The sequence below is a fragment of the uncultured Gimesia sp. genome (assembly GCF_937919775.1).
Classification (GTDB): Bacteria; Planctomycetota; Planctomycetia; order Planctomycetales; family Planctomycetaceae; genus Gimesia.
Genome location: NZ_CALFPF010000409.1, coordinates 1 through 20,168, shown reverse-complemented (window position 1 = coordinate 20,168; position 20,168 = coordinate 1). Strand labels below are relative to the sequence as shown.

At 50.0% G+C, this 20,168-nt stretch carries 22 protein-coding genes; 11 read left to right on the top strand and 11 right to left on the bottom strand.

Going from position 1 to position 20,168, the window contains the following annotated elements; all coding sequences use genetic code 11:
* Together Q0294_RS11280 and Q0294_RS11275 are read left to right on the top strand one after the other, a co-directional pair.
* Nucleotides 1–864: sulfatase/phosphatase domain-containing protein (locus Q0294_RS11280; protein WP_299464923.1), on the top strand; the 864-nt coding region annotated here is incomplete at its 5' end.
* 325 nt (nt 865–1,189) lie between these two features.
* Nucleotides 1,190–2,236, top strand: coding sequence for a fatty acid desaturase (locus Q0294_RS11275; RefSeq protein ID WP_299464920.1), 1,047 nt, complete (start codon nt 1,190–1,192; stop codon nt 2,234–2,236).
* A gap of 92 nt (nt 2,237–2,328) precedes the next feature.
* Here Q0294_RS11275 and Q0294_RS11270 read toward each other — a convergent pair whose 3' ends face one another.
* The gene (locus Q0294_RS11270; protein ID WP_299464917.1) at nt 2,329–3,348 is read right to left on the bottom strand and encodes a TIM barrel protein; all 1,020 of its coding nucleotides are present in this window, start codon (nt 3,346–3,348) and stop codon (nt 2,329–2,331) included.
* Nucleotides 3,349–3,543: 195 nt separating this feature from the next.
* Nucleotides 3,544–4,875, bottom strand: a complete 1,332-nt coding sequence (gene ahcY, locus Q0294_RS11265; protein ID WP_299464913.1) for an adenosylhomocysteinase — start codon at nt 4,873–4,875, stop codon at nt 3,544–3,546.
* 480 nt (nt 4,876–5,355) lie between these two features.
* Between ahcY and metF the strand changes: the two genes are divergently transcribed.
* Complete coding sequence (gene metF, locus Q0294_RS11260) at nt 5,356–6,231, top strand: methylenetetrahydrofolate reductase [NAD(P)H] (RefSeq protein ID WP_299464910.1); 876 nt, start codon at nt 5,356–5,358, stop codon at nt 6,229–6,231.
* An 84-nt stretch (nt 6,232–6,315) separates the two neighbouring features.
* Here the strand turns inward: metF and Q0294_RS11255 are convergent, their stop codons facing one another.
* Entirely contained in the window at nt 6,316–7,515 is a 1,200-nt protein-coding gene (locus Q0294_RS11255; protein ID WP_299464907.1) for a tetratricopeptide repeat protein, read from the bottom strand.
* 237 nt (nt 7,516–7,752) lie between these two features.
* Here Q0294_RS11255 and aroE point away from each other — a divergent pair, with 237 nt between their 5' ends.
* The 5 genes from aroE to Q0294_RS11230 all read left to right on the top strand — a co-directional run bounded on the left by aroE (nt 7,753) and on the right by Q0294_RS11230 (nt 10,745).
* Nucleotides 7,753–8,613, top strand: a complete 861-nt coding sequence (aroE, locus tag Q0294_RS11250; protein ID WP_299464904.1) for a shikimate dehydrogenase — start codon at nt 7,753–7,755, stop codon at nt 8,611–8,613.
* A 59-nt stretch (nt 8,614–8,672) separates the two neighbouring features.
* Nucleotides 8,673–9,368 (top strand): M24 family metallopeptidase, encoded by a 696-nt coding sequence (locus Q0294_RS11245; RefSeq protein ID WP_299464902.1) that lies wholly within the window; start codon nt 8,673–8,675, stop codon nt 9,366–9,368.
* 55 nt (nt 9,369–9,423) lie between these two features.
* Entirely contained in the window at nt 9,424–9,855 is a 432-nt protein-coding gene (locus tag Q0294_RS11240; protein WP_299464900.1) for an NUDIX domain-containing protein, read from the top strand.
* Between the two features lie 65 nt (nt 9,856–9,920).
* Nucleotides 9,921–10,217, top strand: coding sequence for a hypothetical protein (locus tag Q0294_RS11235; RefSeq protein ID WP_299464898.1), 297 nt, complete (start codon nt 9,921–9,923; stop codon nt 10,215–10,217).
* Between the two features lie 300 nt (nt 10,218–10,517).
* Nucleotides 10,518–10,745: a hypothetical protein gene (locus Q0294_RS11230; RefSeq protein WP_299464896.1), complete on the top strand. Its 228-nt coding sequence runs from the start codon at nt 10,518–10,520 to the stop codon at nt 10,743–10,745.
* Between the two features lie 60 nt (nt 10,746–10,805).
* On the opposite strand, the gene Q0294_RS11225 is transcribed toward Q0294_RS11230, so the two are convergent.
* The 4 genes from Q0294_RS11225 to Q0294_RS11210 all read right to left on the bottom strand — a co-directional run bounded on the left by Q0294_RS11225 (nt 10,806) and on the right by Q0294_RS11210 (nt 13,948).
* Complete coding sequence (locus tag Q0294_RS11225) at nt 10,806–11,579, bottom strand: SMC-Scp complex subunit ScpB (protein ID WP_299464894.1); 774 nt, start codon at nt 11,577–11,579, stop codon at nt 10,806–10,808.
* A 76-nt stretch (nt 11,580–11,655) separates the two neighbouring features.
* Nucleotides 11,656–12,129, bottom strand: a complete 474-nt coding sequence (locus Q0294_RS11220) for a zf-HC2 domain-containing protein (protein ID WP_299464892.1) — start codon at nt 12,127–12,129, stop codon at nt 11,656–11,658.
* A gap of 168 nt (nt 12,130–12,297) precedes the next feature.
* On the bottom strand, nt 12,298–13,053 hold the full coding sequence (locus Q0294_RS11215; RefSeq protein WP_299464890.1) for a Crp/Fnr family transcriptional regulator: 756 nt from the start codon (nt 13,051–13,053) through the stop codon (nt 12,298–12,300).
* 205 nt (nt 13,054–13,258) lie between these two features.
* Entirely contained in the window at nt 13,259–13,948 is a 690-nt protein-coding gene (locus Q0294_RS11210; RefSeq protein ID WP_299464888.1) for an NAD(P)H-hydrate epimerase, read from the bottom strand.
* A gap of 209 nt (nt 13,949–14,157) precedes the next feature.
* Between Q0294_RS11210 and Q0294_RS11205 the strand changes: the two genes are divergently transcribed.
* From Q0294_RS11205 to rpsR, 3 genes are all read left to right on the top strand, one after another.
* Nucleotides 14,158–14,964: an SDR family oxidoreductase gene (locus Q0294_RS11205; protein ID WP_299464886.1), complete on the top strand. Its 807-nt coding sequence runs from the start codon at nt 14,158–14,160 to the stop codon at nt 14,962–14,964.
* A gap of 163 nt (nt 14,965–15,127) precedes the next feature.
* Entirely contained in the window at nt 15,128–15,397 is a 270-nt protein-coding gene (gene rpsN, locus Q0294_RS11200) for a 30S ribosomal protein S14 (RefSeq protein ID WP_299464884.1), read from the top strand.
* Between the two features lie 114 nt (nt 15,398–15,511).
* Nucleotides 15,512–15,793 carry a 30S ribosomal protein S18 gene (gene rpsR, locus Q0294_RS11195; protein ID WP_299464882.1) on the top strand — a complete coding sequence of 94 codons (282 nt, stop codon included), beginning with the start codon at nt 15,512–15,514 and terminating at the stop codon, nt 15,791–15,793.
* A gap of 111 nt (nt 15,794–15,904) precedes the next feature.
* Here the strand turns inward: rpsR and Q0294_RS11190 are convergent, their stop codons facing one another.
* The 4 genes from Q0294_RS11190 to Q0294_RS11175 all read right to left on the bottom strand — a co-directional run bounded on the left by Q0294_RS11190 (nt 15,905) and on the right by Q0294_RS11175 (nt 19,876).
* Nucleotides 15,905–16,405, bottom strand: a complete 501-nt coding sequence (locus Q0294_RS11190; RefSeq protein WP_299464881.1) for a 6-carboxytetrahydropterin synthase — start codon at nt 16,403–16,405, stop codon at nt 15,905–15,907.
* Nucleotides 16,406–16,452: 47 nt separating this feature from the next.
* On the bottom strand, nt 16,453–17,856 hold the full coding sequence (locus Q0294_RS11185) for a hypothetical protein (RefSeq protein ID WP_299464880.1): 1,404 nt from the start codon (nt 17,854–17,856) through the stop codon (nt 16,453–16,455).
* Between the two features lie 28 nt (nt 17,857–17,884).
* Nucleotides 17,885–18,367, bottom strand: coding sequence for a phosphoribosyl-AMP cyclohydrolase (hisI, locus tag Q0294_RS11180; protein ID WP_299464879.1), 483 nt, complete (start codon nt 18,365–18,367; stop codon nt 17,885–17,887).
* 537 nt (nt 18,368–18,904) lie between these two features.
* Entirely contained in the window at nt 18,905–19,876 is a 972-nt protein-coding gene (locus Q0294_RS11175; protein ID WP_299464878.1) for a WYL domain-containing protein, read from the bottom strand.
* Nucleotides 19,877–20,168: the final 292 nt, after the last annotated feature.

Sequence of the window (20,168 nt, the reverse complement as noted above, 5' to 3'; positions counted from 1 at the left end):
CTGTTTCTGGCGTACAATGGCCCCTACGGTTTAGGGTCAGCCATGAAGGAGCCGATTAAGAACCGGTTTAAAGAAGAGTATGAAAAAATGACGTTTCCGTCGTTTCCCCGAGAAAAGGCACAGCCCTGGAACTTCAATTATGGTGACTGGATTGGCGATTTAGGAATCATCCGCAAATACGCGGCTGAAGTTTCCGCCGTGGATGATGGCGTGGGTCAGATCATGCAGACCTTAAAAGATCTGGGGCTCCGCAAGAACACGCTGGTCATTTTCACGGCTGATCAGGGACTGGCCGGCGGGCATAGCGGCTATTGGGGCATGGGCGATCATACACGGCCTTTAACGGCGTTTGACTGGACGATCAGCATCCCGCTCATTTTTTCACAGCCGGGAAAAATTGTATCGGGTGCCCGGCAGGAGATGCTGGTTGCCAATTATGACGTCTACCCGACCCTGCTCCACCAGCTGGGACTGCAGGATCAAATTCCCGCATCGCCGGCTACGCCCGGACGCAACTTTGCACCCGTTCTCAAAGGCGAACAGATTCCCTGGTCGGAAGTGGTCTTTTACGAATTTGAAAATGTGCGCGCCATCCGGACCAGCGACTGGAAATATATCGAACGCTTTCGGGAAACTCCCAATGAACTCTATCATCTCTCGCAAGATCCCGGGGAAAGAAAGAATTTGATCGACGATCCGGAATTCAGCAAGACGCGCAGTGAACTCAAACAGAGCATGGATCAGTTCTTTGCCAGATATGCCAACCCTGAATGGGATCTCTGGCATGGCGGTAATTCAAAGACGGTTCTGATGACGCAGAAGTTGTTTCCCGAGTCGTCGCTCTACCTGCCTTCCTCAAAGTAATCACAGTCAGAGGGGTTAATCCTTCGTGCCTGAACGATTCACTACCGGTTGCGTGGCGTATCTATCGCTAAAATCGGCATAGTCGGAAATCTCGCCTTCGGCTCTGTAAATTATCTGCCTTGCCCGATGATTCATTTTTGCATCATCATTTTACCGACTTATTCTAAAGGTGTCGGGATGTTTGAGTGAAGCAGTTCAATATTGCCAATACTCAATCTGAAACGGGCAAAATGTTGCATTTCTTTTGATGAAGCATAGGCCCGTCTTTCCGATACGTATGTATGAACAGTTTAAAAAGTCTGCGCACAACCAGGAGGTACGTGCCATGTCGGTTACCCACTTTACCGCTAATGAAATCTGTGCACTCGAAGAAAAGTCAACGACACCCCGTTTTTTGCATTCCCCCTTTGGTACGTTGGCAATTGTCGCATTAGCATTTCAATGGCCTTCCAATGCCTGGTATGTCCAGGCTGGATTGATCGCAGTCGCCGCTTACAGCATGTTCTGCTGGACGAGCTGTTTTCATGAAACCTCTCATCAGGGCGTTTGTGGAAAACCCTGGGTCAGTATCTGGCTGGGCAGGGTGCTGGGTACGATACAATTCGTTTCCTATACCGCTTACCGTGAAGCCCATATCCGACATCATGCCTACTTGAACAAACCCGGTGATTGGGAATTGTGGCCTTATTCCGATCCTACGACTTCTCTGACCTTTCGTCGGATTTTCTGCTGGCTGGAAATTCCATTGGGGGTATTTACCTCTCCCTTTGTTTACAGTCGCTTGTGTTTCAGTAAAAACACGCCGGTAAAAAATCCAACTGTGATCAAAACCATGCGGATCGAATATGCGGTGATGGCGGTTTTCTGGGCAACAGTAATTGGAACCGTCGCCTGGTTCTCTGCCTGGAAAATCTTTTTCATCGCCTGGATCATTCCTCACTGGGTTGCGGGTGTCATTCAAACTTTTCGCAAATTTACCGAACACCTGGGAATGAAGAGTTATGATCCGTTACTGGGAACAAGAACAGTCATTGGTACCGGTCTGATTACCCGAGTTTGCACTTACATCAATTTCGATATTTTCGTCCACGGTCCCCACCATCGGCATCCTAAAATTGCTCATAATAAACTTGTCGAGAAGATGGATGGTTATCAGACGGATAATCCCGAAACAAAATATCCTGTCTTTACGACCTATATGTCTGCCGTCGGAAATACCCTGCCCGCGCTCTGGAATCCGGGAGTGGGGATGAATGCGGGAGCCCCTGCCCCAAAGAAAGAAAAATGGCTGGGTGCAGATAATTTTGTAACCGATGTCGCCAAAGAAATTCTCGCTGATCGTGATGTGGCGAAAGTCCATCGCGCATCGTAGTGACTCTGAAAACAGAAAACGCCCCATTCGCTTCAAAAGCAATGGGGCGTTTTTTTATTGTCGATCAATCACAGTTGTGGATGATGTTCGATTTATCTTCTGAAACGACGATTGCGGAAAAAGCGACCCACGCGGCGGCCGCTTTCCTCGATAGGGCAGCAGACCTCCGCTTCCGGCTCGGGAGTCAGTTCCTCGCGTACTTTTAACAGCAGTTGCTTGCTGGCTTTGATGCCCGCATATTCGTCGAGCTTTTGTCCTTCATATTCGATGCCCACATAACCGTGATAGCCGGCGTCGAGCACGATTTTCATCATCTTCACATAGTCTGTGTTGATCTCGTTCCCGTCTTTGTCAAAGTCATGTGTTTTTGCACTGACGGCTTTGGCATAAGGCATGAGTTCCTTCACTCCTTTGTAACGGTCATATTCTTCGCCTGTTTTGCGGTCGATGATGAAATTTCCGAAATCGGGCAACGTACCGCAGCCGGGCAGATTGACCATTTTCATGACTCCCGCCAGCCAGGCGCCGTTTGAAGAGAGGCCGCCATGATTTTCGACAAGCACATTGATCCCATACTTCGCGGCAAATTCGGTCAGACGACGTAAGCCGTCGGCAGCCAGTTTTTGCTGTTCTTCATAACTGCCGTTACTGCGGGCATTCACACGAATGGAATGGCAGCCCAGGGTTTTGGCGGCTTCCACCCACTGATGGTGATTTTCAATCGCCGCTGTCCGCTTTTTGGCATCGGGATCGCCGAGTGCCCCTTCACCGTCTATCATGATCAACACGTTTTTAACGCCGACATCGGAGGCCCGCTGATTCATTTCTGCGAGATACTTCTGATCCTTTGCTTTGTCCTTAAAGAACTGATTCACATATTCCACTGCCGAAATGCCAAACTCTTCTTTCGTCACTTTGGCAAAGTCGAGGTTGTCCAGCTTTCCCCCTTTGAGCGCGCGATGCAGAGACCACTCAGCCAGGGAGATTTCGAACAAAGGGTGATTGAGTGCAACAGCGGCAAACGCGGAACCGGCCCAAGCGGGAAACGCAATTCCGGCAGAGAGTGCGGCAGTCTGTTTCAGGAAGTCACGGCGTGAGGAATTGCGTGTCATGAGGGGATCTTTCTCTGTTCTTCAAGAAATGTTTTTGCAGGATGTGTTTTACATCAAAAACAGTTTCCGGATTATAAAAGCTCGTTCTTCAGGAAACAATCAAACTCGGGAGAGTGTAAAAAACAAAACCTCCGAATCACCAGAGAAGATGATTCGGAGGATATTCGATGCGAAAATTTCAGAGTCTAGTCGCGTTTAATAGCGATAGTATTCTGGTTTGTAAGGTCCGTCGACAGGAATCCCCAGATATTTTGCCTGCTGATCTGACAGTTTCGAAAGTTTCACGCCCAGTTTATCCAGGTGCAGGCGAGCGACTTCTTCGTCCAGCTTTTTGGGAAGCATGTAGACGCCGATTTCATATTTGTCGCTTTCGTTCCAGAGTTCGAGCTGCCCGATAACCTGGTTTGAAAAGCTGTTAGACATCACAAATGAGGGATGGCCTGTCGCACAACCCAGATTCACGAGTCGGCCTTCAGCCAGTACGATGATCGCCTTGCCGTCAGGAAACACAAATTTGTCGACCTGAGGTTTGATTTCGATTTTCTCGATGTCTTTGCGCTTTGTCATGTAAGCCACCTGGATTTCCGAATCGAAGTGACCGATGTTGCAGACGATGGCTTCGTTTTTCATCTTTTCCAGATGTTCGCCGCAGATCACATCACAGCAACCGGTGGCAGTGACGAAGATATCGCCGCGGGAAGCAGCGTCTTCCATTGTGGTAACTTCAAAACCTTCCATCGCAGCCTGCAGCGCACAGATGGGATCGATTTCTGTTACCAGAACGCGGGCTCCCAATCCTTTCATGGCGTCGGCACAACCTTTACCGACATCACCGAAACCGCAAACCACAACCACTTTGCCAGCAATCATGATGTCAGTCGCACGTTTGATGCCGTCGGCCAGCGATTCCCGGCAGCCGTACAGATTGTCAAATTTGCTCTTGGTGACGGAGTCGTTAACGTTGATGGCAGGCACGCCCAGCTTGCCGGCTTCGTGCATCTGATGCAGACGGTGCACGCCGGTCGTGGTTTCTTCGGTGAGGCCTTTGATGGTTTTGAGCAGTTCGGGGTACTTCTCATGCACCATGACGGTCAAGTCGCCACCATCATCGAGAATCATATTCAAAGGTTCGCCGTTGGGCCAGAAAATGGTCTGCTCGATGCACCAGTCAAACTCTTCTTCATTCATCCCTTTCCAGGCGAAGACAGGAACCCCGGTTGCTGCGATCGCAGCGGCTGCATGATCCTGTGTGGAAAAGATGTTACAGCTTGACCAGCGAACTTCAGCTCCCAGAGCGGTCAACGTTTCGATCAGTACAGCGGTCTGAATCGTCATGTGCAGACAACCGGCGATACGAGCCCCTTTAAGCGGCTGATCTTTGCCATATTTTTTGCGCAAAGCCATCAAACCGGGCATTTCTGTTTCTGCCAGTTCAATTTCCTTGCGACCCCAGGAAGCCAATTTCTGAAATTCCTGTTCGTTGTAGTCTTTCACTTTATACGGCAGTGAGTTGGTTTCAGTCGACATTCTCAATCCTTTTTGGTTCAATTGGAAAAGGGCGTTTTTGATTTGGGTTCAAGTGGAAACCGACTTGAATGATCGCATTATAGTTGCTTTACTTTAGCAGGCAAAATGGAACACCGATTGTTTACAGTGCGATTTACCAGTTTTTAATCAGCGGGTCTTAACTGTGGAGAAGCAGGTCAAGAACCTGATTCCACGACATAAGGCTTTTACCTCTTAATGCTGAATCTGACACCGTCAAATACAGGCGATCAAGCCTGCGAACTGCAGGCCCATGTTTCTACGATTTGTGCGAGTTGCCAATTTGACAGGTCAATGGTGTCTCCGCTGACTGCAAGATAGGCAAATCGAACCGGGCTGGCAATAGAAAATCCCGCTTTGTTGACCTGCAAAAACCATAATTTATACACTATAGAGGCCTTGCTCATTGAGATTTTAGATCAGAGCGAGCCTTTTTAAACCCTCTTCAGACAAGAAAATAAGATGCGAATCAGCGAATTATATAGTGCAGGCACATTTGGCCTTTCAGTGGAAGTGTTTCCTCCCAGAAATGAAAATGGGGACGAGGAGCTGTTTCGGACGCTGGAAGAACTGATCCGCTATCAGCCGGCGTTTGTCTCATGCACATATGGCGCGGGGGGGTCCACCAGTAAACGGACGATTGAATTATGTGAAATCATTCAAAATCGTCTTCGGAGCACGTCGACGGCACATTTTACCTGTGTCGCCTCCACACGGGATGAGTTGATCGAGTGGTTGCGAAGTGCTTCCGAAGCCGGCATCACTAATATCATGGCTTTACGCGGCGATCCTCCTGCCGGTCAGGAAACCTTTACCCCGGCCGATGGCGGATTAAAACACGCCGATGAACTGGTGTCTTTAATTCGGAAACATTTTCCCGATATGGGGATCGGCGTCGCCGGCTATCCGGAAGTACATCCTGAAGCGCCGGATGCTGAGACGGACCTGGCGAATCTGAAACGCAAAGTCGATGCCGGCGCGGATGCCGTTTATACGCAGCTCTTTTTTAACAATGTCCATTTTCACAATTTCCGTGAACGCTGTGTACGTGCCGGAATTCACTGCCCGATTATTCCGGGCATCATGCCGATCACCGAATTCCGTCGGATTCAACGCATCACATCCATGTGCAACACGGAATTTCCCGCGGCATTATCCAGCAAGCTGGAGGCGGTTCAGGACGATCTGGAGGCACAGTTTGAAATCGGTGTGGAATATGCGATCCAGCAATGCCAGGAATTGATCGATGATGGCGTATCCGGCATTCATTTTTATGCGTTAAATCGTTCGCAAGCCTGCAAACGCATATTTGATGCGCTCGGTTTTCACGAGACATAAGGTTTTTTGGATCAACAATTTCAGGTGTCTCTTGCTCTGCGGGTTTTGCATCCCTGTACTACCTCAACAAAGTGCGTGAGCTTTTCAGGGGGGCGAAGTCGGTTGCAGGCTTTGAAATTGCTGAACCAGATCCCGCCAGGCACGCGCCTGATTCTGATAACCAAGTGTTTCCAGATATACGACGATCTGATTTCCCAGTTCGACCGTCGGCGAATCTAACGCGCCACTGGAAACAATCTTATAGAGTTCGCGATGACTGGCAGCCAGCTTTTGTGTTTCCTGAAATTTCAACGCCGCATCGGCTTTTTTGCCCAGCGCCTGCAGGATCATTGCCTCCTGCTGCAGGTAATTGATCTGTTTTGCTTTGAGACGGGACGCTTCCTGAATCGATTTTAATGCAGCTTCTGTTTCTCCTGTCTGCAATTCCAGCCGGCTGAGTAACCAGTGCCAGCGATCATCCTGTTTCAGTTGTGTCTGAAATGATTCTGACCCATTCTGAATCTCTGCGAGAAGTTTTTTCAGCGTCTCCTGATCCCCCAGTTCGAGGTAAAACTCCAGGCAGATCAGCGTTGTTTCCAGATTTTCTGGCTGCAACCGACGCGATGCTTCCAGGAAGGTTTTGGCCTGCTCAATCTCACCCAGCTTCCAGTGAGAATTACCAATGGCCCGCATGATGGATGGTTGATTGGGTTTCACTTCGTTGATGCGATTCAGATTCCGAATGGATTCCTGTGCGATAGGTTTTTTGTGTTCGGAATTGAGTAAATGAAAGAGCAGCAGATATTTGTTCGGACAATAGTCAAGGCTGCGTTCGAGCAGGTCCTGTAATTCGCGCAGACGAAACTGATTGAAATAAAGCCACTGCAATTCGGTGACGGCTTCCTGAGAGCCGGGAGAGACTTCCAGATGCTGTTTCAAAATCCGTTCCGCTTCTTCCATCTGTGCAGTATTCTCATAACTGCGCGCCAAAGCGAACGAGGCGCGGAGATAATAAGGCGATGCGGTGTCAAAGCGGGAAAGCAACGAAATTGCTTCGGGATACTGTTTTTTGACGAAGTAACATTCACCGGCGATCAGATTTGCCTGAGGCTGATCCGGTTCGAACCAGCGCAGCCAGTGCAATTGATCAAGTGCCGCATCTGGTTGCCGCTCGGCCAGCAGTCTTTGTGCGCGGCTGAGAGAGACCTGCGCATTGGAACGCACATTCCAGCCGGCAAAAAAATATACGGCGAGAGGCAACAGGATCAGCGTGACAGCCAGGATCACAAAGAGTCGTTTCTTCAATCGTGAAATTCTTTCAGACAGGATTCTGGATGAGGAAAGCGAGGAGCCGCATCTTACCATTTCAGTGTACGCGGTGATGTGGTCCGCTGCAATCAGGGAATCAGAGGATTGCGGAAAGTTGTGTCCTGAAATCAACGCCCGTATGATGGTGTCTCTGCGTGATTTCAGTGATCGTCCGGCAGGATCAGTTCCATGCAGCAATAGATTACGTCAAACTCAGCAAAAACAAGGAACATCATGAGTAAGCCGCTTAATTTCAAACAGGAACTGACTTGTGTATTCGGACAGCCGATCGCAGAAAATCCGAGCCAATGCATGATGGAGGCAGCTTACAACGACTGCGGCCTGGAATGGCGGTATCTGACGATTGAAGTCGCGCCGGAGAACCTGGAACAGGCGGTTGGCGGACTGCGGGCGATGGGCTTTCGAGGCGCGAACTTGACCATCCCGCATAAAGTCGCCGTGATTCAATACCTCGATGGCATCAGTGACGCGGCCGCGATGATGGGGGCCGTCAACTGCATCGTTCGTAAAGGCGATCAACTGCTGGGCGAGAATACAGACGGCAAAGGTTTCGTGCAGTCCTTAAAAGAACTGACGGATCCTGCGGGCAAAAAAATCGTGATGTTTGGTGCCGGCGGCGCTGCCCGTGCGATCGGCGTGGAAACCGCTCTCTCAGGAGCCGCCGAGATTACAATCGTCAACCGCAGCGTCGAGCGCGGCGAAGCACTCGTTCAACTGTTAAGCGAAAAAACGGATGTGCCTGTTTCATTCACTTTATGGGACGGCGATTATATTCTCGCCGAGGATGTTGATGTCGTGATCAACGCGACCTCTATCGGTTTGTATCCCGACGTCGACGCGATCTTCCCGCTCGATTTCAGTTCGCTCAAATCAAACATGATCGTTTCCGACGTAATCCCCAATCCCCCCGAAACCCACCTGCTCCGCGAAGCCGCCAGGATTGGCTGTCCGACTCTGGACGGCTTAGGCATGCTCGTCAATCAGGGCGTGATCGGTTTTCAACTCTGGACCGGCGTGGACCCAGATCCAAAGGTCATGCGGGCGGCACTGGAAGACGTTTTCGGAATCAAGTAATGCACCCCGGTGGCACACGATGAACTTTTTCATAATCGCAGCCAGGAAAACTGAGTCTGATGAAACATTTTCGCGAATATCAGGCAGTGCAGCAGGCGGCAAAACAGACGTTGTCTGAGCTCACAGACTTTATATCTCCCTCAGCGACCGAGGCAAGTATTGCTGCATTTGCTCAAACGCGGCTGGCAGATTTGGGCTGTCCTGAGACCTGGTATTATGCCTGTCCGGCGTTTGTGCTGTTGGGGAGCCGGAGTTGTCTGTCGATTTCCGGTAGCGATTATGTTCCCGCTACTGAGTCGGTAGGTGAAACGAATCTGATCACGGTTGATCTCAGCCCCTGTAAAAATTCGCTCTGGGGAGATTGTGCGCGATCTTTTGTTGTGGAACAGGGCAAGGTCGTGAGCAATCCCGTCAACGCGGAGTTTCGACGCGGACTGGAGGTCCAGCAGAGATTGCACTCCCGATTTCTGAGTTTTGTCACTCCAGACACGACGTTCGGCGAATTATTCAGATTTGTCAATGACTTGATCACAGCCGAGGGTTTTGAGTGTCTGGATTTTCTAAGTAATGTGGGGCACAGTATTGCGTCAGACCTGAAAGGCCGCCTGTTTATCGAGGCGGACAGCCAGAGTCGCCTGGGCAGTGTCCCCTGCTTTACTTTGGAACCTCATATTCGAGAAAAAGGAGGAAGCTGGGGTTTCAAGCACGAAAATATCTATTACTTTGATGAACGGGGACAGGCCGTGGAACTTTAGTTGAGCTTCTGAAATCAGTGACGTTCTAAAATCACCGTTCTGGAAAAATACGTTTATGAAAATCCGCGCCAAAGTGATTATCTCACTGATCAATCAGAAGCAGGTGTTACTTTCAGAAGGATATGATCCGGTACGTGATTTTCGTTTCTATATTCCTGTAGGCGGTGGCGTGGAATTTGGCGAGACGTTGGAGGCGGCTGCGAAACGGGAACTCTCCGAGGAACTGGGAGTGACCGGGCATGAGCTGGAATTCCTGAATTTTCATGAATCCCTTTTTGAATTTCAGGGAATTCCCGAACACGAAATCATGTTTCATTATCTCTGTGCGATCGATGATGCTGTCAGAGAAACGTTGCCTGAGACGGGAACAGAGTCGGACGGCGAGCCCTTTCAAATTTCATGGTTGTCACGAATTGAACTGGACGCGGTGAGAGAGAAGATCGTGCCGCCATTGATTTTTGATGACCTCAGCAGCAGGCTGCTTTAATTGATTATTTTTGAAATGCGTTTCGGACGAGTCAGCACTTTGTTAAGACGATCTTTGAGGAACACATGAAAAAACAAGAACTCTATCCGACGTTAATCAATTGGCCGTTTCTGATCGGGAGCTGTCTGATCGGGTTTTGTGTCCGATATGAAATCGGCGGAGTTCCTTTCGGGTTGCTGTTTGCTTTGATGGCTGTTGCCTACGAGAGTATTCGAGTCTACCGCATTGTAATTCAACTCGAAGACGAAGTAACGCTGGCTCAAATTCGGAGCTACTATGCAAAAGACATGGCCCGTAAATGGATTTCCTGGCGAGATCAAGTGCGCGGAATAAACGCGTTTATTCAAAACAAAACGGAATAATTTTCAACCAGTTGTCTATCCAAGCCAGCAGTGAAAGATCGGTTTCGAATTGCCCTCAAGCTGCAGGTGGGAAACCGAGTTGAATCGCTGGATCCCCAAACGCAAGTAGTGCGAACTCAGACGGTTGAAATCCGGTCTGACTTAAAAACCGGTGTGACAAAACGCATTCATTGCGGCGGTCCACTGTGGCTGGAATTGAAACTGGAAAAGAAAATTGATTGACTTTCCAATCAGCGACGTAGCATAATAAACGAGTGTTGTAAGTGATATTTCTTCTGGACGACGTGAAGTGAGGGTAAGATGAAAAATTACCAAATACAACGTAAGCAGTACTGGATTTTCCTGGTGGTTTTCAGCCTGTGTGCCCTACTCGGCTTTTCGGGTGTACTCGCCGCAGATATCTTCATGCCGAATAATCCGGGAGGAGATCTGGGGCGATTGACGATGTATCGCTATTTGGGAACGGCGTCCGTCGCCTGGATCTGCATTGCGGTCTGGTCTGGATACAAACTCAAAGTCTCACACTGACAAAAACGAGTCGAACGGTGGCAACTTGCTTGAGTCATGTTTATCAGCAAGTGGCTTGTCTTACTTCTGGCTTAGCGATTCGATGTAGGGAAGTTCTTCGACATTTCCCAGGCCGAAGACCTGCAGGAAGCGGGCGGTGGTGATGTAGTTGACTTCCGTTTTGCTGTCTGTTTCGCGTTCAATGGCGATCAGTTCGCGTCTTAAAAGCTGGCGCAGGATGCCGGCGGCTTTGTCTTTGCCGGCTTCGACGATGGCGTCTTTCGTGATCGGCTGGTGGTAGGCGACGAGCGCCAGCACTTCCAGCGCGTCCTGTGAGAGCTTGACCTCTTTCGGACCAAAGCCGTAAACGCGGTTGCGGATGCGTTCGAAATCGTGGCGCAGAATGAGCCGGTAGCCCCCTTCTTCCATGCGGATTTCGTAAGGCCGCGCTTCATCATTGTATTGACGGTTCAGGTCATCCAGTAAATCGTCAACGTACGAGGATGAGTATTCATCGTTCAGCAGTGAGCACAGCTTCTTGGTTGTTAATGGTGAACCGCCTACGAACAAAGCGGCTTCGATGATCTGCCGCGGAGGAATACGCGCTTCCCGTTTTGTATGCGAACCGGTCGACTTCTGGGTGGCTGCCTGCGCTTTGTCTAATTCCTCAAGCTCATCGGCGGGGAGTTCAGGGAGTTCCAGATCCCGTTCGACGGCTTCCAATGCCTCGATGGCTCGTTCGAAGTCGGCGTCCAGACTTTCATCGATCGGACCACTGGACGCGAAGGCGGCCAGAAAATCATCCTCGTTGGACACCGTTTCGTTGACTTCAGGTAGTTCTTCTTCCAGAGACATTCCCTCAAATCCTTTCAGGGAATCAGAGATCGAAGAGCGTGTCTGCTGACACGCTTCTTGCTTGATGACGACGCTGCTATTGATTTAACGCCAGCAGATAAGTCTCCCAGTCGGCCTGTTTTTGTAAAGCGGCTTTCCGGGCGGTTGCGTTATTGTGCATGTTTGCCTTCAATTGATCAACCTTTTTTTGGCAATGCGGGCAGTTTGCTAAATGCGCTTCGACTTTCTGGGTCGTTTCCTGGTTCAGTTTATGCGCGACGAAATCTTTCGCGTGCTCAAGCACTTCCTTGCAATACAGGCCCCCCGGACAGGCTTTATTGGCGACTCTTTCCGCAGGCGGAGTGGGAGAACTTGAGAGCTGATCCAAGCCCAGAAAACCAACCAAACCCACAGCCATACAAACGGTTACGATTTCCGCACCCGTGATCAAGTGGCCGATCTGTTTTCGTTTTTTCATCACTGACACAAAATCGCCCAGATCGCCTGGTGCGCAGGCGTGCCACTCAGTTTCTGAAGCCTGTTGATGTTCGGTCGGATTGTTTTTGTTCATGTCAAAACCTCCTACTCAAGCGTAGGAATTGTACCTTGTTTTATTTCGGGAAATGTTCCCTGTCCTGTATTATCGTTTGCGTCACCCATTTTATCTGTGAGATAGCATACAGATCATTCACAATCATCATCTAAAAAATTCGTCAATGGCCTGGAAAAAACCGGGCCGTTACGCTTCTGCTCCTCGTAACAGGTATTCTCCGGACTGGTCGGGTTTGGCCTGCAAAGCTGGTGTGAGTTTAAAATCGATCGTATGAGCCAGATGCTGTGCTTTTCTCAAGATGATTTGCCGTTTCTGGATATCAATACTGCGTTCGTCCTGCATTTCGCCGAGCAGCACGGTCACCGTCTCGCGTGTGCTGCCGATAATACTGGCCAGTTCCTGATGCGAAAGTTTGATGTTGATCAACACGCCCTGCGAAGTCAGACGGCCATATTTTTCCGCCAAATCGAGTAACAGATAGGTCAAACGGTCACGGTTCGAGCGGAACAGTAAGGATTTCAGTCTTTGTTCCACGCGTTGACGCCGCAATCCCATCAGTTTGGTCACACCCAGAGAGACTGTGGCGTGTTGCTCCATCAGCGTCTGAATGACCGGACCTGGGATGCGAAGAATCGTCGATTTCAGCATCGCTTCGGCATATTCTTCGCGTTCACCGCCACCCAGTATTGCTAACTCTCCGAAGAGTTCACCGGGTTCGATCAATGCCAGAAGTGCCTGCTTTCCCTCGCCGGTAATGTGATAGAGCTTGATTCTCCCTGCGAGCAGCAGGAACACGGAATCGCTGCTTTCCGTCGGGAGGTATACCAGATTCCCCCGACCGAATTGCCGTACGGAAGAGTTCCGTTCGACGTGCGCGATTTGATCCTGGCTCAGCCGTTCAAACAAATCACAGTTCTTCAGATACCAGAAATTTTTGTCCATTCAGACGTACCTTGGTCCTGTCTCAGTAAAGAACAGGGGTTGGCAGGAATTAACTGCCAGGGGTCACAAGCCGAAAGAAAATCGAAACGAATCCAATTATAATATATAGGGATGGAACTCCTTTTGAGAACCCCCGTTTCAGGGAATCAAGCCATTTTTCCGCCGGGGCCTCGATGGGAATGCGGTTTTGAAGGGGGGAATACCGTCAAAAAGGCTGTTTTTTCAGGAGTTCCTTGACGATTTGCCGGGGCGCACCAATATCCAGAACGTGCACGGTTCCCGTAAATTGTTTCGATTCCGATAACGCGAAACCTTTTTTTTCCGCCACAAACGTCGCTGTTTGACTGGCGGTGACGCACGTCCCGAGCGGTTTTCCCGTGTCACAATCGAGGCCGGAAGGGACGTCGATGGCTAATTTGTTTCCCTCAGCTTCGTTCATGATTTGAATCGCGGTGGTAAAAGGGGGGCGAAGGATTCCCTGAACGCCGGTTCCCAACAGTGCGTCGACAATCCAGTCTGCCTTGCTGAGAAACGCGCGAAATGCCTCCGGGTGATTGAAATCAGCATCGGACTGGATGGAAATGCCCATCCGTGAAGCGACGTGATAGTTAATCGCCGCATCCCCCTTGAGTTGAGCGGGGTCGGCCAGCAGGTAGATTTGCACCGGAATGCCGGCGTTATCCAGGTGGCGGGCGATGACAAATCCGTCGCCCCCGTTATTGCCTTTGCCGGCGCAGATTTTGACGGGGCCGGTCACACCGAGTGATATGAGCAACTCAAACACGCCCCGCCCGGCATTTTCCATGAGTGCGATTCCGGGCAGCCCGAACTCTTCAATGGTGCGCCGATCCACGCTGCGGACTTCTTCGCGGCTCAGTCGTTCAATAGGGGGCATTTTTTCCTCGTTTGGCGAATCAGAAGGAGCTGATTGAATCAAAAACGGTAAAAAATCGATCAAAGTAAGTTTATAAACAGTGGTTACGGGGTTTTCACCAGCGTGAAATTAAATTACGATCATGGCTAACGCGGGCAGCACTTCTTCCCGACCCTTTTAAAAATGGAAAAAACGTTAGTCTCCAACAGGATACTTCTGGAGAGTCAGCTGTGATAGATGAATATTCTGACCGATGGGCTCTGATTACAGGTGCTTCATCTGGAATAGGCTTGGAATTTGCGCACCGCCTGGCTGCACGGGGCATGCATCTGGTACTGACGGCGCGTCGCCAGGAGCAGTTGGAAGAACTGGCTTCGGAACTTTTAACCCGTCATGGGACCAAAACAGAAGTCATTGTGCTGGATCTTTCCGAGCAGGAGTCGCCCCGCAAATTATATGATGAAGTCAAACGGCGTGGCGTGGAAGTAGAGCTGTTGATTAATAACGCCGGGTTCAGTGTCGTTTCGGATGTCGCCTCCACCGATCGGGAACGGGTGATGCAGATGGTGCGGCTGAATATTGGTGCTTTGACCGATTTGACTTACTTTTATCTGCCGGAAATGATGGAACGGGGGCACGGCGCGATTATCAACATCGCCTCGGTGGCTGGGTTCCAGCCTGTGGCTTATATGTCGTCGTATGCGGCCAGCAAAAGTTATGTCCTGCATTTCAGCGAAGGACTCTGGGCGGAAGCACGCGACAAAGGGGTGACGGTAACTGCGCTCTGTCCGGGTACGACTCAGACCGAATTTTTTGACGTGGCCGGCGTGGAAGGCTGGCTGAAAAAACACCGGTTTCAGACTGTGGATCAGGTGGTCAAAACGGGCCTGAAAGCTCTGGAGAAAAAGCGGCAGTATTCCGTTTCAGGCTGGGGTAACTACTTTCTGTCGTTACTGGTCCGGATTGCAACCCGGCGGACTGTGGTAGTCGAGTCGATGAAGTATTTTCGTCCGCAGCCTCAAAAAGGCAAGAAATAGGATACAGGATTACACGTTTGGTGTGTTTCCCATTCCATTTGCGTTCCGTCTGATGTTTTTTTAGCCGATTTTGTTCTGAAAACAGTCCGGCAAGTTGACGGTGTGACGCGAAACCAAGTATAACAGTCGTTCCCATTTTTGGAATTTCGGAGAAGGTATATAGATGGCTTCCAAGTCAAAAATTGAAAAACAAAAAAGAAACGCAAAGCTTGTCGAAAAGTACGCAGTAGTCCGAGCAGAACTGATTGCCAAAGGCGATTATGCAGGTCTGGCGAAACTGCCACGTAGTTCCAGCAAAACACGTCTTCGTCGTTTATGCCAACTGACCGGTCGTCCCCGTGGTAACTACCGGAAGTTTCAGATTTCTCGTATCGCATTGCGAGACATGGCTTTAGATGGCTTAATCCCCGGCATGAAGAAATCAAGCTGGTAAGCTGGTCTTTCGAATGAGATTGAAGAATGTTCTTCAGTCCGCGCCAGCAATTTAAAAACAGCGTCGCCCCGATTTGGGTGTCCCATGTAACGACGCTTTACAAGGAAAAACAAAATGTCAGTCGGTTTATCGCGAAAAGAGATTGTCAAGCGACGGAAAAAACGAGCTCGTCTGAAAAAGAAGCTCAAATGCCGGTTCTGTCCGGATGGAAATATTCCACGTCCCGTATATGTCGATTACAAGGATCTGAGAACCCTGCGTTCTCTCCTGGATCGTGAAGGACGCATTTTACCCCGCCGTCGTACTGGTACTTCCGCATTGTACCAGCGAGCAGTCCGCCGTGCCGTATTACGAGCCCGTTTCATTGGCTTGTTGTCTTTCATTGCGGAAGACTAAGCGACACGCGTTCGATTAAAATAGAAAAAAGGCTTTGGACTCATCTCCAAAGCCTTTTTTATGCGCGAGTTCCCGGGACGGTATGAGCGATGCACTTCGTGCAAGCAGAACTTACCAGTGCAGTCCGGTAGGAAAGGAATCTGTTTGGAATGAGTCAAACAGGCTGTGTTCACGTTTATCGTCCTGATCGAGCGTGGCTTCGGCACAGGACTCTTCCGTTTCCCAGATGACGACTTTGACGGCCTGCACACCGAGTTCGTTCAGCACGCTCGGACAAACTTCATCCAGTAGATAGCGGGCCATATTTTCCGCAGTCGGATTATAAGGCAGTACGAAGTATTTGGTCGGTTCGACCATACGGATCGCATTCAGGCCGTTCTCGTCTTCGATGTTCAGCAGAAAACCGTGATCCCAGTTTTCATCGATCCAGCCTTTGAGCAGCGATTTCAGCTGTGCAAAGTCGATAATACGTCCGACGGCATCGGTTTCCGGGCCGGTGACGTAGAAGTCAGCGACATAATTGTGCCCGTGAAAAAACTGGCACTTTCCTTCATGGCGAAAGAGACGGTGTCCCGCATTGAACTTGACCCGACGCATGATTGTCATACCCATGATACTCACTCGACCTTTTGATTGACCTGAAATACTTCTAAAAAATGCTAACTGTCCAGCAGAGATTTCATGCCCTGCGTCATGATGGCGTCTATTTGGGGATCACAGAACGCGACACTCACTTCATAACCGCCTGCCGGATACTCTTCAGCAACGGGAATATACCACGGGCCCCCATCGCCATAAGCGGCCGTCGCAATGAACTGATCTGGCTGAATGCTCTGGGCCCGAAGCTGGTATTCAATAAAACTCTCCGCCGGTAGATGCAGCGTTTTGATGTCATTCATCTGCAATGAACTCAGTGTAATCGGAATTTTTTTCTGCACCCGCTGCAGCCAGGCGAGCATGAAGGAAGGACGATTTCGATTCACCACACTGTTGTCTTTATTGGAGATCGTCTTCTTTAATTCCTCTTCGTTGAACGTGCTGCTGACCGGAGGCAGAATGTCGTGCGTTTTCCAGGTGACCTGACCGACCGGTTCGGGCTTTAACTGTTTCTCGGAAGCAATTATGCCGTCGTAGATCCGGCGGGCGAGAATTCCGCGCATTTCATGCGAGCCGTCATTATATTTTCCGGCAGAAATATTGCCGGCACAACCCGTGAAATAAATGTGGGTGCAGCCGGGTTCTTCCTGCTGGCGCTGCTTGCGGGCGATGCCGGTAAAGTCGCTGCTGACGCGACCGTCGCCGTAATAACTCATGGGGTGTGTGGAATAATAATGGCAGGAAACCAGCTTCTGATCTTTATTATAAAAGGCGATCGTTTTCAAGAAGGGGTCAATGGTGCCTTCGGTCATGCTGCGCAGTGTTTCGTCTTTGCAGCTGCTGCCCCGCATACGGACGATCTTGCCATTCTTGTCCCGATCAATGCGACGGTTCGAGGCGACTTTGTCGACTTTACCTTGACTGTGCGCCACGTGTGTTACCGGCTGTGCCTTCGGAATCGCTACGGAGACGGCTTTGCGGGCTTTGTCCAGACATTCGTTGAAAAAATCCAGTTCGATCACATGCGGCAGATCGCCTTGTTCGAGCACGATCTGTTCGGCATTCAGGCAGGCAAACGGCGCGTTGTGCTGATGCACGCATTGCACGGCGACACGGTCGATCGTCGTTTCGGCTGCGTCCGCCAGGGCTTTCCGCCATGCGATGTGCGCGTCGTTTAACAGTCCCGTCCAGTCAACGGCACAGACCACGATCGGCTTGCCTGCACCCAGTAGAACATAACCGATTGCTTCCAGTGAATCATCGTAGCCGACGACCGGTTTGATCCAGCCGCCACACAGTGAGTGACCTTTTGGAGGCGATACGTCAAAGCGAAAGGCCGCGATATGCAGATTCGGATTCCGGCTGGTTTCCGACTGGTCCGCAAAAGCCCACTCGCCCAGTGAAAACGCACTTCCTGTGGCACCCAGGGATGCAGCGAGAAAATCGCGTCGACTGAAATGGCTCATAAGTCACCTGTGATTCTGGTTACACCGATTACAGTTTGGTAGGGTTGGGAGCGTCTCCATAGACTACTTTGGGGTCGAATACTTTTTCTGTTTCGGTAAATTGCAGCTCAAGACCTTTGTCCTGCATTTCCTGACTCACGGGAACGCGACGGTAAAAGCAGGATCGATAACCGACGTGGCAACTGGCGCCCCCCTGGACGTCCACTCGCAACCAGACAGTGTCCTGGTCATCGTCGATCAGCAGCGCTTTCACTTTCTGGACGAGTCCGCTGGTGGCCCCTTTGTGCCACAACACCTGGCGACTGCGGCTCCAATAGACGGCTTCTCCGAGTTCAATGGTTTTCTTCAGGGCTTCTGCATTCATGTAGGCGTGCATCAGCAATTCGCCGGAAGCAAAATCGGTGGTGACGACCGGAATCAAACCGTCCTTATCAAATTTGGGAGCCAGTTCATTGCCTTCTTCCACCTGCTCGACTGAAGCCCGTTCAGCGAATTGAATTCCATCTGACATGTTTGTCTTTCCTCACTTCGTTACGATCGTTATCTGACGGTGGAGAAAATCTCCACGAAATACTATCCCGAAATCGGGTTTTTTGTCGCGTTTTCAGAGTCATTCGGTCCATTTACCATAGATGCTCTGCGACCACGGTCTGGTTGAATGTGCTCTCACTTTTCGGGTTTTGGATTTCCTCAGGGATCGGATGAATCATCGATCCTTTCGAGTAACACAGCCTGGCAGGATATATCATATGCAAAGCACGATGTCAGGCACATGATCTACAGCGTTGTCCAAGCGGAAATCGAAAAATTTCCTGCTTACAGGTACGATTTTACATCTTTAAAATAGTAAACCCAATGGTGGGGCAGGTCAGTAGTTTCGGCGGGGATTTTAAGAGGTTTCGCAGAATAATCGGATTTCACCAGCAGATAAGTATACATGCGCAATCTTTAACAGAGATGGGAGTCAGGCTGACAGTGTGTTGTTCTGACTGATAAGAGAGGTTCTACTTTGAAAAGTTCGCAGAATTGAGGGTCAATTCACGGATTTCTACCTGTAAATATGTGACATAGCTGCGATTCGCTCTTTCACCAGATTGCGAAATGGACGGGGCGAGAGGACTTCGGCCTGGTCGCCAAAACTCAGCGCCCAGTCGGTGATGCGTTCCAGGCAGTCGACACGGGCACGAAATTCAATCGCGCCCCCTGTCAGTTTTCTGATCTCCTGAGATTCATCCCACTTCATCAGGGAGACATGATCAGCGACACTCTTCTCAAAGCGGATTTTGACGGGAAACGTTTTGCGGGAACGATGTGTGGGATCCCATGAGCTGCCCAGGTAGCGGTCCAGATTGAAGCGGGATGGTTTCTGGAATGTTTCGTCGAGGACTTCCAGTTTCATGATTTTCAGAATCGGCAAAACTTGAATTCCTCGATCAATGGAAGATCGACCGACCACATACCATTCCCGATTGGAATAGAAAATATGGTACGGGCTCAGCATTGTCGAAATGGTTTTCTGCTCTTTGGGGCACGTGTATTGAATTCGGACGTTCTTTTTTCCAATCGTCGCTTTGAACAGGTTTTTATAGTGAATCCCATTGCACGAAGACGGATTGAAAGGCGGGAACCAGATGGAAATGGATTGAGCGGCGTCGATGACATTTTCTCGTAATGTATCGGGCAGACTATTCAGAACCTTGGTCGATGCCGATCTGGCAATTTGATGAATCGGCAGGCCGACGATGGTTTTATCGAGGTTCTGACATAAGACGAGAAGCGCGAGGACTTCTTCGGATGTCAGATCCTTGAAATTCAGGATCGTCCGCCAGGGGAGCGTGTATCCCTGTTTTTCTTCGTCATACAGGACATAGATTCCGGACTCCTGCAGCGTGCTCAGGTCTCGAAATACGGTCCTGCGGCTGACATCACATTCGTTCGCAAGTTGCGCAGAATTATAAACTCGCCCCGACTGTAACAACGCAATCAGTTTCAGGAGACGATGAATTCGTCCAGCCACCATTGATTATCTTTTGAATGCTTTCCACTGGCCTGGACAGTGGCGGGTTTTCAAACCCGAAAACTCAGGTGGAATTGCCTGCCCCTGTCTCGCGAGATTGGAATTTCGGAAACAAAAGCAACAAACCAGCACTTGAAAACAACAATCGATGGAGATGGGCATCGATACGAATTCATTGCGTATGAAAATCAGCGGTAGCATGTTCTTCAACAGCAGACTTCGCCTCAATCTAGCATGAATTTACGATAGAAAGTAACTGAAATCAAAATGGAATTCAAAAAAAATCAAACGCACC